Below are 14,262 nucleotides of genomic sequence, written 5' to 3'. Positions count from 1 at the left end.
TTAACCCTTATCGGCAATCTTCTGGGCGACGAGCTCGCCCTGGCGGATAGCGCCGTCGACGTGCTGGTAGCCCTCGGCCGCGATGTCGGAGCAGGCGTAGTAGATGGAGCCGGTCGGCTCGTTCTGCAGGTGGCCCCAGCGGGATAGGCCGCCTAGGTCATAAGAGGTGGCGTAGGCGCCGCGGGTCCACTCCTCAGCGGCCATGTCGGAGAGGTAAAACGCGATTGGCTCCTTGGTCTTCGGGCCCAGGTAGTCCGCCATGGCAGAAAGTATGCGCTCCTTGCGCTCTTCTTCTGGCAGGTGCCACATTTCCTCGGCATAAACGTCGGAGACGAAGCCAACCAAGGTGCCGTACTGGTCTTCTTCGCCCTCGGCGGAGGCAGCAAAGTTCTTGCCGTAGTTGGTGTTGTCGTAGACCTCCTGAACCAAACGGCCGCCGCCGAAGCCGGTGCCGGAAAGACCCTCTTCGCGCCAGAAAGGCTTGTCGTAGATGGCGTGGACCTTGATGACCAAGCCCATGGAGATGTGCTGGTGCACGATCTGCTGGTCTCGTGGCAGCGGCGGAACGAAGGAGATGCGGTTGTACAGGTTTGGTGGAACCGCGAGCACGGCGTAGCGCGCCTTCACGGTGACCTTCTCGGAGTAGGCGGTCACCTGGCCAGCAGCGCCGTTGTTGGGCACGCCGTTGCGAACGTCGGCAGCGACCTTATTCAGGTCATCTGCGGTGGTCGGATCAACCTCGGCCCAGTGCAGCTCGCGCACAGGGGTGCCGAGGAAAACATCTTCACCTAGCTCTTCTGCCATGGTCAGCGATACGGACTGCATGCCGCCGATCACGCGGCGGTCCAGGATGAAGTCCTCGTCGACCAAGTTGGAGAAGGAACCTGCGGAAGCAGCCATCAGGACTGCCTGCAGGGTGGAGAAAGCATAGGAAGGCTTGGTGAGCATGCCCGAGGCGACGTAGATGGAGACGTTGTCGATTGCCTCCGGGTCATCAGACAGGCCTTCGAGCCACTTGCGGAAGGAGATGGAGTCCAGCTCCTTCGCACGCGGGTGTGCCCAGGGGCGCGCCGGGTCCATTTCGGCTGCGAGGTCATCCATGATCTTGATGAGGCGGTCCATCTCCGCGATGGTCTTCTCGGAAGCAGGGAAGACGGTGCCCTCGTACTCGTGGCGGGTGCCGTCTGGGGCAACGTAGATGGACTTGCCCTCGCGGTAGCGCTGGAAGGTCTCGAGTCCTAGCTCATCAACGAGCTCGATGAGCCGCGTCTGATCCGGGGAAATCCACTGTCCGCCCAGCTCCACGAAGTGCTCGACGCCCTCGGCATCCTTGACCTTGCCATTCCAGGTACGGCCGCCGACGCGGTCGCGGGCTTCCAGGACTGCGACGGAAAGGCCCTTCTTCTTCAGCGTGCGTGCTGCCATGAGGCCGGCAGGGCCCGCGCCGATGACGACAACGTCGCGCTCGAGGACCGGGTTGGTGTTGGATTCGTTGCTAAATAATGACGACATGGTGGGTTCTCCTGTGTGAAGTGGTGAACATCTTCCTCTACGCGGTGCAGAGGAAACGTCTATGGGAAGATTGTTTGAAAGCTCAGCGCAAAATGAACAATATTCATTTTGTGTTGCGTGTCACTGTATAGGAATCGATGTGACTCTGAATAGAGGTTTGAGCCATGAATTTTTCGCGCGCTAAAGGTCGGCCGCCAAAGGCGCTGGTAAACCGTGAGAAAATTGCCGAGGCCGCTTTAAAAATTGTGGAGGAAAGTGGCTATGCCAAACTCACGATGGCCCGAATTGCCCGCGAAGTGGGGGTGGCGCCGAGCGCGTTGTACAACCATGTACTTAACAAACATGAGTTGCTCATCCTTGTAGAGGATGCGGTTATGGCGCAGGTAGACGCATCGCTTCTCGACGCGGCTTTAGCGGGCGAGGTGAGCGTGCGTCACGCATTAGAGTTCTGGGCGCGTTCCTACCGCGATGTATTCGCGCGGCATTATCCGCTGGTGGAGGTCATTGCTTCTACCCCCGTGTCAGGTGCTCCACGGGCAGTGAAAATGTACGAAAAATTAGCTGAGGTACTGGCATTTGCCGGCGTCGAATCCGCGCAGATTCTGCCGCGGATTATCATGTTGGAGTCCTTCATCTACGGCTCCGCTTTCGACGCTAATGCTCCCCAAGAAATCTTCGAGGTTCCCGAAGACGGTGATGTAGAAGCACCGCATCTGCGCAGCGCCCGGGCTGCATGGCAGGAAAAACTTTCGGCTGCGGCAATTGAAGAGCAAAAAGCCGCCAACCCGTTTGCGGAAGATCCGTTTCAAACGGGTTTGGCGGCGTTATTGGCAGACTTCCTGCCGGCGGTTCCAGGTGAGTAACCGCCATCTAAGTAGGGAAAGGGCGATGGGATAGAAGGCGATTATTCGCCGAATGGGCGAATGCCCGCACGCTCCCAGGCGGCCAAGAAGATGTTTGTTTCTTCCTCAGTGGTAATGGAAACGCGAACGCCCTCATCCAGGTAGCGGCGGATGATGACGCCTTCGTCGGAAAGCTTGCGTTCAACCTCTTCGGCGTCGCCGCGTGGAATCCAAACGAAGTTGCCCTTGGAAGGGCGCGCGCCAATTGCCTCTGCTACGCGCTCGCGCTGCACCTTGGTCTCTTCGACGCGGGCAAGCAGCTCCTCTGCCGAGTTAAGCGCTGCGATGGCAGCCTTTTCTGCCATGTAGGTAACCGTTAGCGGCATGGTCATTAGCTTGAGGCCGTGGATGAGCTCCGGGGAGGCGATGCCGTAACCCACGCGTGCACCGGCAAGGCCGAAGGCCTTGGAGAAGGTGCGGGCGCCCACCAGGTTCGGGTAGTTGAAAATCTCCTCGGCAGAATCCGGGGTATCCTCCGCGTCGTTGTACTCCCAGTAGGCCTCATCGAGGATAACCACGATGTCCTTCGGAACCTGCTTCATGAAGTCACGGAACTCGCCCTTGGTGATGGTGGTGCCGGTTGGGTTATTCGGGTTGCAGAGGATGATGACGCGGGTCTTGTCCGTGATGGCCTCGATTACGGCATCCAAGCCCAAGCGGTCGTCCTCGGTAAGCGGAGTCATCACTGGTTCCGCGCCGGCCATGCGCACGTAGAGCGGGTAAGCCTCGAAGCTGCGCCACGGGAAGATTACTTCGTCGCCAGTGTGGCAGGACATTCCGATGGCCTGCTGAACGATGGCCGAGGCGCCTGCCGCGATGGTGAGGTGATCTTCAGGAACGCCCAGGTACTTAGAAAGCTCAGTGGTCAGTTCTGGGCAGCCATCGATCTGGTAGCGGTTGGTCTCCGCTGCCGCCCGCGTCATTGCCTCGAGCACGGAGGGAAGCGGTGGGTTAGGGATTTCGTTGGAGGAGAGCTTCAGCTTGTCGCCGTCGGACTTGCCGGGCTTGTAATCAGGGAACTTGTTGAGATCAGAGCGAAGCATATGGTTTTAAAACTCCTAACTTTAAAGCGACTTTTAAGAAGTGATAGATAAGAATTAGAACATGTTCCACACGGTAACCGCCATAATGACGATTCCCATGCCGAATACGAAGTAGTTCCACGGGTCATTTTTGAACTTGGAATAAGCGTCGAACTTCTTGAACATGTAGACCGGGACCAGGTAAACGAGGAAAGCCACGAAGATGCCACCGACGACCGAAATCATCGACACGATGGATGGGTTATAGACCGCCACCAGGGTAGTGCCAACGAAGGTGATGAGATAAATGATGTTGAGCAGGCTGCGGTGCGAGATACGCTCAGCCATCTTTGGCGCTGCTAGGCGCAGCAGGTACTCTGTGCCTTCCTCGGTGCCCAGCATGTGGCCGAAGTAGGAGGAGATGATGGCGCACATGACCACAACGGGTGCCATGTAGGCCATGAACGGGGTGCCGGTGACGTTAGCGAAGTAGGACAGTACCGGAATGTTTTGTTCCAGCGCCTCATTCATTCCATCGGCGCCCAAAGCCAGGACGCATGACCAAACAAAGAACATGGTAAAGACCACCAGCAAGATGGCGGTAAGCAGCTCCGTGCGGTCAACGCGCTTGGCGGTCTTCTCGCCATAGGCCGGCTGCATGTCTAGTGCGAACTGAGACAGTGCCGCCATGTGGGAAAAGGAAAATACAAGCACCGGCAGAATCAGCAGGATTCCCTTGAGGATTCCAAAGTCACCTTCGCCGTTGTCGTAGTGCAGGAAGCTCTGAAAATCCCAGCGTGGGATGAGATAGATGGACGTTGCTGCCAAAGCGAAGATGAGCGGATAGACCAGCACCTGGGCCAGCCACAGCATGGGCTTGCGGCCCACGGCGAACGCGCCGGTCATAATGCCCACGCAAAGGATGGCGAGTACCCACCGGTTGATGGAAGGTCCACCCAGTTGGTTGACGATGAAGCTATCGACCGAGTTGGTGATGCTGATGCCGTAAATCAGCACCGTGGGGAAGATAGCGAGCCAGTACAAAATGGCGATAACGATGCCGGAGGTGCGGCCAAAATACTGCGTGGCCAGTTCCAGGACGTCCTTGCCGTGGTCGCGGATGGGCGCGCCACTGACTATTCGGACATAGGTGCGGTGCGAGAAATAGACCAGCGGCAGGATGAAGACCGTGGCAAAGACCAGTGGCCAGAAACCAAATCCACCAGCGTTAAGTGGAAGGAACAAAATTCCTGCGCCGACGGCAGTGCCGAACAGGGTGATGACCCAAGTCATGGTGGAGCCAGCAGGTTTGGCCTCCGTATGCTCAACAGCGGTAGCAACGGTATCGCTCATTGAAAAATCCTTTGTTTGGGGACAGGTTTAGTCGTTGTCAGGCAGCGACAGAGCTTGATCCACAATCACGTTGATGACTGCTGGAATCTGCTTCTCGCGCATAGCCTGCAGGGCGCGCTCGACGGCAGGGCCTGCCTCGGCGTCGGAAGTGACAAGCTCGCCGTGTGCGCCGAAGCCACGGGCGACGGCGGCGAAATCCGGGTTGGAAAGCTGGGTGCCGGAAACGCGATCAGGGAAGTGGTTCTTTTGGTGATCGCGGATGGTGCCGAACTCGCCGTTGGACATCACGACGGTCAAATAAGGAGCGCCGTACTGCAGGGCGGTAGCCAGCTCTTGGCCATTCATCAGGTACTCGCCGTCGCCAGCAATGGCGATGACGGTGCGCTCAGGAAACTCCAGCTTGGTGGAGACTGCACCTGGAACGGAGTAGCCCATCGAGCCATTGCGCACGCTGAACTGGGAGGGGTAGACGTTGGTGTGCATAAACTGCTGCGCCCAGATGCAGTGGTTGCCGGCGCCGAAGGTGTAGATGGAATCCTCTGGGGCCTGCTCCTGAATGGCGCGCATGAGTGATTCGATGTGTGCGGTTCCCTCAGGAGCCGGGCGCCAGTCGGCTTCGTCCTGAACCGTAGAGAAAGCCACCTGCGCCGCGTGCGCATCCGCGAACCACTGCTGCTGGGCAGCAGAGGCCTCGCCCGCATTGATCTCAGATAGCGCTTCGGCGAAGGCTACCGGGCTGGCCAGGATGTGGCGGGTGACGGCTGCGGAGTTGCCACGCAGGCTGGAATCGATGTTGATGAAGAAGTTGCGGTCATTTGCGCCTTGACGCAGCGTGTAGCCGTCAGTCGGGACGTCGCCAAGCACTGCTCCAACGGCGAGTACGAGGTCGGAATTCTCGAGCAGTGCAGCTGCCTTCTCGTCGCGGCCGTAGCCCAGCCAGCCGGCGTTGGCCGGGGAAGAAAAAGGGATGCGGTCGCTGGCGCGGAAATCGTGGACCACCGGAATCTGGTTGGTCTCTGCAAACTCGGTGATTTGGCGTGCGGACTCTGGGGTCCAGCGCGGGCCGCCGGCGAAGATGAGTGGGCGCTCGGCGGAGCGTAGGGCCTCGGAAAGCTCGGCGATATCGCTTGGGGATACTGCGCCGTCTGTCACGTTGATTGGCTGGATAATCTCCCCGTCGAAGTCCATGTGGAGAATGTCCTCCGGCAGGCCCACCACTACTGGGCCTGGGCGGCCCTGCTTGGCCTGGAAGAATGCCTCGGCCACCACGTGGGAAGCACGGGATGAGTCATCGAGGATGAAGACCTGCTTGGTCTGGGTGCCAAACCAAGCCTTTGGGTCGAACTCCTGGAAGGACTCACGGTCACGGTCGGGGAAGGGAATAAGGCCCACGAAGAGGACCATCGGGGTGGAATCCTGCCAGGCGGTGTGAATGCCAACGAAAGCATTGGAGGCGCCTGGGCCGCGGGTGACCATTGCGACGCCCGGCTCACCGGTGGCCTTGCCGTGTGCCTCTGCCATGTAGGAGGCGCCGCCTTCCTGGCGGGTAACGATGGCTTCGATGGGGCTGTCATAGAGCCCATCAAGTACTGGCAGGAAGCTCTCGCCTGGGACGAGGTATGCGCGCTTGACGTTGTGTGCTGCGAGAGATTCAGCGATGGCGGTGCCAACATGGCGACGAGTCATAGTTTTCAGACAATCCTTCTTTTGTGATTGGTGCAACAATTTCACCCTATTGTGAAGGACTTTCGTCCATGTTGTCTAATGCGTAAGATTTTTCAAATCCATGCCCATTGGTAATAGCTCGTGTTAAATGAAGTTTTATGGATTACACGAGGGCGAAATATTTCTTGGCGCTCGCGCGCACCGGTTCCGTGACCACCGCGGCAGAGCAATTGAGCATCACCCAGCCGGCGCTAAGCCGCCAGCTGCGGCGCTTTGAGGGGGAGCTGGGGCTCGAGCTTTTCGAACGCGCAGCTGGGGTGCTGCGTCTCAACGAGGCGGGCAAGGCATTGATTCCCGTGTGCCAGCAATTGGTGGCAGATAATAACAGGGCTACGCAGGCGGTTTCGGCGCTGCAACGTGGCGAGATGCGCACCTTGCAAGTGGCGGCAACGCCGACGACCATCTCGACGATCTTGGCGCCTTTCATCGTTGACGCGCGCGAGGACATTCCGCTTCTGACCACGCTGGCGGTCGAGCACTACGAGGTGTACCAGGCGCTAGATACCACCGCCGATGTGGTGGTGACGCCAATTCCAGTAAAGGAGGGGCTTGATTCCGTTCCGCTGGGGGAGGCCACTATCCGGGCTTGGGTAAACAAGGAGCACCCTCTAGCGGGCCAAGACAGCATTGAGGTGGAGGACTTGGTCACTCATCGCCTAGCCATGTCAGGCCGGCGCAGCGTCTCGCGCGGGCTCTTCGATGCCTTTGTAGGGCGCAGCCACGCTGTGCTTGGCGACGTCGTCGAGTGTGAGGACACCGTTACGCTCATCGCCCTCGCGCGAGCCGGGCGCGCAATCGCCATCTCCAGTGCTCTGCAGGCTCACGACGCGGTAGGCCTGCGCATCTGCAACGCGGAGGAGATGCTAGGCGGTGTGCCCCTGCACGCGGCTTGGCGTAGCGGGCACTTCGCCGCCGCGGAAATCCATGCCGTGGTCACGCGCCTCCAGGAGTTTCTGGGAATTAACCCCGCCGATGGCGTTCGTGCCAGCTAAAGACGCAGATCCACCTTCTCGTTGGCGGCGATTTCTTCTAAACGCTCGGCAGTGCACATGCCGGCGACAATCACGGCGGAGCCTCCACATGCGAGCGGTTCGAGAATCAACTTCTTAAAGGAATCCTTGTCCTTCCACCCCGCGGACATTACGCGTTGGGCAGGGCCGGCGGCAGGATAAAGCTCCGGTAAAGCGGTGGTGGGGCCATAGAACTGATCACCGTAGAAACGCACGGTGGGCCCAAAATCAATGGCGCCGGCGGGCAATTCGCCGCCAGATTCGATGACGCCGCGCCCGAATGGATCATCGGTAACGAGCACAACATCGGCGCCTGTGAATTCCTCGCTCAACTCTGCAAAGCCCTCGGGCGCGGCAAAAATAACATCGGGGCTTGCGCCGTCTAGCTCGGCGCGCGTGAACGCTGTGTCGACGCCGGCAGCAATGGCACCCAAAGCGATAACTGCGGGCTGCCAGGAAACAGGAAGGTCGAGGAAAATGAGGGAATCGGAAGCGAGCTCAAGCTCTTCTAAGAGCATGTTGGCAATCTTGGAGACCCAGTTATCCAAGGTCTGTGCGGAAAAATCCATGCGCGCGCCGGTGGCTTCGTTGTAGAAAGTCAGGCGCGGCGCTGCGGCATCTGCGGAAAGTAGGTGCTGAAGCATATCCATGTCCGCCCATGGTAGGTGACTGAGCCTTTGCGCGGCAGGGAATGCTTTCACACCACGGTCCTAGGCCCCCGAGCGCCCCGGAAGGTGAGTGATAGGGATACTCATTTTCTAACATTAAATGGCAACTACCTGCCAAAAAAATTGGGGAACGATCCCTAAGAAAAGCCAGGAACCTTTTGGATTAGGTCCCTGGCTTGAGAATTACTTAGTTTGTGTGGCGTTTAGTTTACGCAGCGCGGGCCCTCGCCGCCGGCGTCGATTTCCGGGGCAACCTCTGCCGCGCCCATGTCGCTGCCTGGGGTGCCGACCTGCTCGCTCGGTGCGGTGTCGGTAGGTTCTGCGTCCTGTGCTTCCTTGTCGGACGGGCCTTCGTAGTCGTCGTAAGCCACGACGACAAAGGTGTTTTCATCCAGCGACGGGCTGGACGTAACCGGCAGACCGCCGAGCTGCTCAGCCAAGTCTTTGGCGCGTTGATCGTTCTCATCCGCGGCGACAACCTGGGACTCGTAGTACAAGCCCGGCTCGGCATTGCTGGTCTGGCCGACCTTGTATCCCACGCCAGTCAGCCACGTGCCAACGCCGGAGGCCAGGCCGTCGATGCTGCCCGCGTTGAGCACGTTGACCTCGATGCCATCGGCCACTGGCTTTTCGGAAGGGTTGGAGCCTGCCTCTGCGCTTGACGACGCCGCGGCTTCCTCCGTCTGCTCCGCAGTCTTGGCGAGGTCATCCATAAACTTATGGACCTCTTGCTTGTTGATGGTCACGACGGACTCACCGTAGTCACCCACGCCGTCGATGGAGGTCACCGGAATGGTGGTGAAGGTGACGTTGCCGCCGGCCAAGCCCGAAAGCTGGGTGACCAACCCCATGACGTCCCAGCCCTCATCGATGACTACAGAGCGTTCGATTGCGTCAGCAATCTTGGAGAGCTTATTCGGGTTAGCTAGGGTGCCAGAGGAGAGCACCTTGGAAACCAAGGAAGCCATATATGCCTGCTGGCGCACGATGCGGTCCAAGTCGCCGCGCGGAAGCTCGTAACGCTGGCGGACGAAGGACAGGCCCTGGGCGCCGTGGAGGGTCTGGCGGCCCTTTTTGAAATCAGCGCCAGACATGACGTCCTTGACGTCGTTGTTCAAGCACACGTCGACGCCACCGACGGCGTCGGTAAGCAGCACGAAGCCCAGCAGGCCGACCTCAGCGTAGTGATCGATGTCGATGTCTGTGAGCGAGCGCACCATGCTGATAAGTCCCTGGCGGCCGGCCTCCACGCCCTGCTGCTCGATCTCCTTCGCGGAATGCGGCTTCTTCTTGCCTTCAGCCTCTGCCTCGGCGTTTTCTTGCTCTAGCTCTTCGACCTTGTCCGTCTTGTGGTTGGCGAAAACGCCGTTAATCTTGGTGTTTCCAAAATCGCCGTCGTCGACGTAGGTATCGCGCGGAATCGAAACCGCAGTTGCACGGGAGCCGTCATCCGGGATGCGGATGATCATGATTGTGTCGGTGTTTTCCTCGCCCTCGTCCACACCGGCGTGCAGGTCCGCCAGTTCCTTCTCCGATAGTGGGTTACCCTTGGCATCCGTGCGCGAATCCTTGCCCACCAGCAAGATATCCATCGCGCCATCTTCGGTGTCTGCCTTAAAACCACCCTTGTTGCCTAACGCGAGGTTAGAGACAGAGGACATGCCATCTCCCACGCGGCCCACGGTGGCATAGCCAACGCCAGAGAACACCAAGATTGCCGCCGACACAAATGCCATGATGGCCTTCAGGGGCTTGGACCCCTGTTGCTTTACCGCCGTCGCCGAATTGGGCGAGGGCGAGATGGCGCGGGAACGACGCTGCTTGTCTGACTTTTTCTCAGAAGACACAGGTGGAGGACTTTCTAATTGTGGCGTTCAAAGGTGGCAGCAAGCAAGGTGGCTTCTCTCGGTGCTTGCCGTGTAGCCAAGTTAGGGCTGATCTTGTGACAGTTTAGGCGAGAAGATAAAGAAATCGTGATCTATACATGATTTTTGTCAAGCTTGTAGTGTCTTGGCAGTAACCTAGCAGCGAGTATGGGTACGCTAAGCAGCATTGTGAACACAGATAACGTAACTGCCCTCGCAGTGGTCACGGTGACGTATTCGCCGGGCCATTACCTCGGGGATTTCCTTAAATCGCTGGAAAGCGCAACCAACCGGCCCACGGCTGTGGTCTTGGCGGATAACGGCTCCACCGATTCAGTGCCGCAGGCCGCGGCTGCTGGCCGTGACGACGTTGTGTTTTTAGACACGGGCGGCAACATCGGTTACGGCGGCGGAATGAATGCCGGCGCGCGGCTCGTCAGCTCTGGCGCGCTGGGTGAGGTCGATGAAGAGTTCTTCCTCATCAGCAACCCAGACGTGACTTTTACTCCTGGAGCTTTGGATAAGTTGGTGGAGTGCGCGCGCCGGAATCCACAAGCCGCAGCCGTAGGCCCGCGCATCGTGGAACCGGATGGCTCGTATTATCCTTCCGCGCGTGCGATCCCCACATTGACCACCGGCATCGGCCACGCCCTGTTTGGCACCATCTGGCCTAGCAACCCGTGGTCGCGTGCCTATCGCAATGACGCCGATATGTCCGTTGAGCGCGAGGCGGGCTGGCTTTCGGGTTCCTGCCTTTTGGTGCGGTGGGATGCGTTCCAGCAGATCGGCGGCTTTGACGAGCGCTACTTCATGTACATGGAAGACGTCGATCTGGGCGACCGTTTTAGTCGTGCGGGCTGGAGCAACGTCTTTTGCCCTGAGGCAATCATCACCCATGCCAAAGGGCACTCTACCCAGGCGCACGCGGGTGCGATGCTGCGAGCCCACCACGACTCGGCCTACCGCTTCCAAGCGGACCGCCATCCGCAGTGGTGGCAAGCGCCAGTCCGACTGGCGCTCAAGGCCGGGCTGCGGTTGCGCGGGTTTGCTCTAAGCGCCCTAGCGTGCCGCAGCAGTAGCTAAGCGCCTTGGGCGTATACACTGACCCCGATAAAACACGTCGATTTATTCGCATAAGGAATTCTTCTATGAGTCAAGCAGCTGTCCAATGGGGCGCTTCTACCGATGCCGTCATCCTCGTCGGTGGCCGTGGAACCCGCCTGCGCCCGCTGACCATCGGCACCCCAAAGCCGATGCTGCCGACTGCTAACTATCCGTTCCTGCAGCACCTTCTTGCCCGCATCAAGGCTGCGGGCATTACCCACGTGGTGCTGTCGACGTCGTTTAAGGCAGAAGTCTTCGAAGAGTACTTCGGTGACGGTTCCGATATGGGCCTGGAAATCGAATACGTAGTAGAAGAGACCGCGCTGGGTACCGGCGGTGGCATCCGCAACGTCTACGACAAATTGCGCCACGATACCGTGATGGTCTTCAACGGCGATGTTCTCTCCGGCATGGACCTGGGCGGCATCTTGCAGACCCACCACGAAAAGGACGCGGACGTTACCATGCACCTGCTCAACGTGGCAGACCCGCGCGCCTTCGGCTGCGTTCCGACTGACAGCAACGGCCGCGTGACGGCGTTTTTGGAAAAGACCGAGGACCCGCCAACGAACCAAATTAACGCTGGCTGCTACACGTTCAAGCGGAAAGTCATTGAGGCCATTCCGGCTGACCGCGTGGTCTCCGTTGAGCGTGAGACCTTCCCGAGCCTGTTGGAGTCCGGCCGCTTGGTGGTAGGCCACGTGGACAACTCCTACTGGCGCGATATGGGCCGCCCAGATGACTTCGTGCGCGGTTCCTCCGACTTGGTTCGCGGCATTGCTCATTCGCCGCTGTTGGAAGGCCACACCGGTGAGTCCATCGTCGATGAGTCTGCGGGAATCGCCGGCGGCGTGCTGTTGCTTTCTGGCACTGCGATTGGCCGCGGCTCCGAGGTCGGTGCAGGCTCGCGCCTGGACGGCACTGTTGTCTTTGACGGCGTGACCATCGAGCCGGGGGCAATCATCAGCAACTCGATTATCGCTTCGGGCGCGCATATCGGTGCCAACGCACACATCGACAACTGCGTCATTGGTGAGGGGGCTGTCATCGGCGCGCGCTGTGAACTCAAGGGAGGCATGCGAGTCTTCCCAGGCGTGCAGATTCCGGATGCCGGCGTCCGCTTCAGCTCTGACGCTTAAAAAGGGCAGACATTTAAGCTATCTCTCCCACGACCCGTTTCCTTTTAAGGGGGCGCAGGTGGTGGGAGTTTTCGCTTTTTAGCTGGTCTTTTACGGTTTTTGTTTGCTGGGTAGCTTGTGCGCGCAGAGATCCAGCAGATCGGCTTAGATGGTGGCGACACGCCGATCAAACCTTGGAATTGTTCACAGGAATATGAAGCACCACTACATATAGTACCCCCAGGACTTACCCCCAGAGGGGGATCTATGTGACGGATGTGAAAGTTGGGGATCGTGTGCTGCGTTTTTGGCGAGAATCCCCGGAAGGCCCCGTTTTCGGGTTGACGATATTTAGTGATCCGGTGTGAAATAACATCAGTGTAATCAAGCGCATCGGCGACGCCTCCGCCAAACTTTGGCTTCGGTGTAAGGTCGGTGCAACTTAGAAGAAACTACCCAACCTCGGAGAAAGGAATTAGCGTGGAGAAAAACTCAAATAATGGCGCTATTCTCCGTGGCGGTGCTGCCGCAGAGATGTCTCTCGATGAGCTTTTTGGCGCCGTCGAGCAGGAGTGGCAAGACCAGGCACTGTGCGCGCAGACTGATCCTGAAGCCTTCTTTCCGGAAAAGGGAGGCTCCACCCGCGAAGCCAAGCGTATCTGCCAGGCTTGTGCGGTGCGAGATGAGTGTCTCGAGTATGCACTTGAGCATGACGAGCGCTTCGGAATCTGGGGCGGACTGTCTGATCGTGAACGCCGCCGCCTCAAGCGTGAGATTGGTTAACCTCCGGCTAGGGAGACCTTTCTTCTTAAATCCTTCACCTCTATCTATGTTTAGTGCCATCTGGCGCTAGGGCGTGGATTGTGGTGGAGGATTTTTGCTTACCAGCTAAACCGAGGATCAACGTCCTGTGGATCAAGGTTGAGGTAATTGGCCACCAACGCAGTTAGAACCGTGCCGAGTAGCTCGGCGCGTTCGCTAGATGTTTCGACACGCTCCTCGATGGGCATCCGGAAAATTACCATGCGGGCACGTGTTGGGTGGCCGGCAGCATCAACGCCAGCGGGGACAACCCGGCCTAAAGGTACAGGGCCGTCGGCGATGATCTCTTCCGGCAGGACCGTCATATCAGCAGAAAGCCGCATGCGTGGAACCGTGTCCACCGCCAAGTCCAATCCGGCGAGCTGCTCTGCAAAAGCATTCTGGATGGGGGCATAGGCCTCGAGCACGGCCATGTCGAAGCGCTCGCTCTTGCTACGGAACCGCGGCGTCGATTGTGGCAAAAGCGGTCCGTGCATGCCCCTTCCGCGGCGGTCGCGGAACGGACGAGTGTGGGGGCGGCGCATGGTCATGCCCGTGATTTTAAGGTTTCACATGACCATTTTCGTGCGGGGCGCGCCGAGTTTCGACTATTCAAATCTCAACTAAAGGTTTAGACTCATTGCCGTGAATCATTCTCGTCATTGCTCTCGTCCAGGCTGCGGCAAACCCGCCGTGGCAACTTTGACCTACGCGTATTCACAGCAGACGGCCGTCGTAGGCCCGCTCGCGGAGGAGACTGATCCGCATAGCTGGGACTTGTGCGAAAAGCACAGCTCCCGCATCACCGCTCCCATCGGCTGGGAGATGGTGCGCGTGGACCGCATTGAGCTTGAGGAAGAAGACGACCTCATGGCCCTGGCCGAGGCAGTTCGCGAGGGCGGGCGCGTCACCACCGGGCTAGTGGAAGATGGTTCGGGCTCCGGCCAAGACCCCATCGACTACGCCGCCAACTTTGATGGCGCCGATCCTGATAGCTCCAACCATCCGGTCTTCCGCACGCGCCGCGTAAGCGAGGCAAAGCAGCGTCGCCGGGCACACTTGAGCGTCGTGCCTGACGACGCCCCGACTCCGGACGTCTCCGAATCCGCCGCGGCTGGCCGTCATCGCTTGAAAGAGGACTAGTTTTAGGCCACGGCTCCAGTATTTGGTGCTGGGGAAAGA

General features: G+C 59.0%; 13 protein-coding genes. 6 read left to right on the top strand and 7 right to left on the bottom strand.

Annotated elements, in window-relative coordinates; all coding sequences use genetic code 11:
* A complete protein-coding gene (locus HMPREF2888_RS02525; protein ID WP_070518173.1) occupies positions 1-1,512 on the bottom strand; it encodes a flavin monoamine oxidase family protein in 1,512 nt (503 codons plus the stop codon).
* 164 nt (positions 1,513-1,676) lie between these two features.
* Here HMPREF2888_RS02525 and HMPREF2888_RS02520 point away from each other — a divergent pair, with 164 nt between their 5' ends.
* The gene (locus HMPREF2888_RS02520) at positions 1,677-2,375 is read left to right on the top strand and encodes a TetR/AcrR family transcriptional regulator (protein ID WP_070518172.1); all 699 of its coding nucleotides are present in this window, start codon (positions 1,677-1,679) and stop codon (positions 2,373-2,375) included.
* Positions 2,376-2,416: 41 nt separating this feature from the next.
* On the opposite strand, the gene HMPREF2888_RS02515 is transcribed toward HMPREF2888_RS02520, so the two are convergent.
* Genes HMPREF2888_RS02515 through HMPREF2888_RS02505 form a run of 3 tightly spaced genes read right to left on the bottom strand, consistent with a single transcriptional unit; the run spans position 2,417 to position 6,475 of the window.
* Positions 2,417-3,457, bottom strand: coding sequence for a histidinol-phosphate transaminase (locus HMPREF2888_RS02515; protein WP_070518170.1), 1,041 nt, complete (start codon positions 3,455-3,457; stop codon positions 2,417-2,419).
* 54 nt (positions 3,458-3,511) lie between these two features.
* Positions 3,512-4,789 (bottom strand): amino acid permease, encoded by a 1,278-nt coding sequence (locus tag HMPREF2888_RS02510; protein WP_070518169.1) that lies wholly within the window; start codon positions 4,787-4,789, stop codon positions 3,512-3,514.
* A gap of 27 nt (positions 4,790-4,816) precedes the next feature.
* On the bottom strand, positions 4,817-6,475 hold the full coding sequence (locus HMPREF2888_RS02505) for a thiamine pyrophosphate-dependent enzyme (protein WP_070518167.1): 1,659 nt from the start codon (positions 6,473-6,475) through the stop codon (positions 4,817-4,819).
* A gap of 137 nt (positions 6,476-6,612) precedes the next feature.
* Here HMPREF2888_RS02505 and HMPREF2888_RS02500 point away from each other — a divergent pair, with 137 nt between their 5' ends.
* Positions 6,613-7,506: a LysR family transcriptional regulator gene (locus tag HMPREF2888_RS02500; protein WP_070518166.1), complete on the top strand. Its 894-nt coding sequence runs from the start codon at positions 6,613-6,615 to the stop codon at positions 7,504-7,506.
* On the opposite strand, the gene HMPREF2888_RS02495 is transcribed toward HMPREF2888_RS02500, so the two are convergent.
* Complete coding sequence (locus HMPREF2888_RS02495; RefSeq protein WP_062041833.1) at positions 7,503-8,174, bottom strand: TIGR03089 family protein; 672 nt, start codon at positions 8,172-8,174, stop codon at positions 7,503-7,505. The genes HMPREF2888_RS02500 and HMPREF2888_RS02495 overlap by 4 nt on opposite strands.
* 221 nt (positions 8,175-8,395) lie before the next feature.
* Positions 8,396-10,039, bottom strand: coding sequence for an LCP family protein (locus HMPREF2888_RS02490; protein ID WP_179294277.1), 1,644 nt, complete (start codon positions 10,037-10,039; stop codon positions 8,396-8,398).
* 186 nt (positions 10,040-10,225) lie between these two features.
* Here HMPREF2888_RS02490 and HMPREF2888_RS02485 point away from each other — a divergent pair, with 186 nt between their 5' ends.
* The 3 genes from HMPREF2888_RS02485 to HMPREF2888_RS02475 all read left to right on the top strand — a co-directional run bounded on the left by HMPREF2888_RS02485 (position 10,226) and on the right by HMPREF2888_RS02475 (position 13,062).
* Entirely contained in the window at positions 10,226-11,140 is a 915-nt protein-coding gene (locus HMPREF2888_RS02485; protein ID WP_070518164.1) for a glycosyltransferase family 2 protein, read from the top strand.
* A gap of 65 nt (positions 11,141-11,205) precedes the next feature.
* Entirely contained in the window at positions 11,206-12,300 is a 1,095-nt protein-coding gene (locus HMPREF2888_RS02480; protein WP_070518162.1) for a mannose-1-phosphate guanylyltransferase, read from the top strand.
* 513 nt (positions 12,301-12,813) lie between these two features.
* On the top strand, positions 12,814-13,062 hold the full coding sequence (locus tag HMPREF2888_RS02475; protein ID WP_005528147.1) for a WhiB family transcriptional regulator: 249 nt from the start codon (positions 12,814-12,816) through the stop codon (positions 13,060-13,062).
* 98 nt (positions 13,063-13,160) lie between these two features.
* Here the strand turns inward: HMPREF2888_RS02475 and HMPREF2888_RS02470 are convergent, their stop codons facing one another.
* The gene (locus HMPREF2888_RS02470) at positions 13,161-13,631 is read right to left on the bottom strand and encodes a metallopeptidase family protein (RefSeq protein ID WP_070518161.1); all 471 of its coding nucleotides are present in this window, start codon (positions 13,629-13,631) and stop codon (positions 13,161-13,163) included.
* A 94-nt stretch (positions 13,632-13,725) separates the two neighbouring features.
* Between HMPREF2888_RS02470 and HMPREF2888_RS02465 the strand changes: the two genes are divergently transcribed.
* Entirely contained in the window at positions 13,726-14,223 is a 498-nt protein-coding gene (locus HMPREF2888_RS02465) for a DUF3499 domain-containing protein (RefSeq protein WP_083296601.1), read from the top strand.
* Positions 14,224-14,262: the final 39 nt, after the last annotated feature.

It is taken from the genome of Corynebacterium sp. HMSC077D03 (assembly GCF_001808545.1).
GTDB lineage: Bacteria > Actinomycetota > Actinomycetes > Mycobacteriales > Mycobacteriaceae > Corynebacterium > Corynebacterium simulans.
Note: the sequence above shows the minus strand (reverse complement) of the source record. Positions and strands in the feature narration are given on the sequence as shown.

What these genes read in the sequence shown, in the direction of transcription:
- HMPREF2888_RS02525 (WP_070518173.1), bottom strand. Translation starts at nt 1,512, where the DNA reads ATGTCGTCATTATTTAGCAACGAATCCAACACCAACCCGGTCCTCGAG.
- HMPREF2888_RS02520 (WP_070518172.1), top strand. Translation starts at nt 1,677, where the DNA reads ATGAATTTTTCGCGCGCTAAAGGTCGGCCGCCAAAGGCGCTGGTAAAC.
- HMPREF2888_RS02515 (WP_070518170.1), bottom strand. Translation starts at nt 3,457, where the DNA reads ATGCTTCGCTCTGATCTCAACAAGTTCCCTGATTACAAGCCCGGCAAG.
- HMPREF2888_RS02510 (WP_070518169.1), bottom strand. Translation starts at nt 4,789, where the DNA reads ATGAGCGATACCGTTGCTACCGCTGTTGAGCATACGGAGGCCAAACCT.
- HMPREF2888_RS02505 (WP_070518167.1), bottom strand. Translation starts at nt 6,475, where the DNA reads ATGACTCGTCGCCATGTTGGCACCGCCATCGCTGAATCTCTCGCAGCA.
- HMPREF2888_RS02500 (WP_070518166.1), top strand. Translation starts at nt 6,613, where the DNA reads ATGGATTACACGAGGGCGAAATATTTCTTGGCGCTCGCGCGCACCGGT.
- HMPREF2888_RS02495 (WP_062041833.1), bottom strand. Translation starts at nt 8,174, where the DNA reads ATGGATATGCTTCAGCACCTACTTTCCGCAGATGCCGCAGCGCCGCGC.
- HMPREF2888_RS02485 (WP_070518164.1), top strand. Translation starts at nt 10,226, where the DNA reads ATGGGTACGCTAAGCAGCATTGTGAACACAGATAACGTAACTGCCCTC.
- HMPREF2888_RS02480 (WP_070518162.1), top strand. Translation starts at nt 11,206, where the DNA reads ATGAGTCAAGCAGCTGTCCAATGGGGCGCTTCTACCGATGCCGTCATC.
- HMPREF2888_RS02475 (WP_005528147.1), top strand. Translation starts at nt 12,814, where the DNA reads ATGTCTCTCGATGAGCTTTTTGGCGCCGTCGAGCAGGAGTGGCAAGAC.
- HMPREF2888_RS02470 (WP_070518161.1), bottom strand. Translation starts at nt 13,631, where the DNA reads ATGACCATGCGCCGCCCCCACACTCGTCCGTTCCGCGACCGCCGCGGA.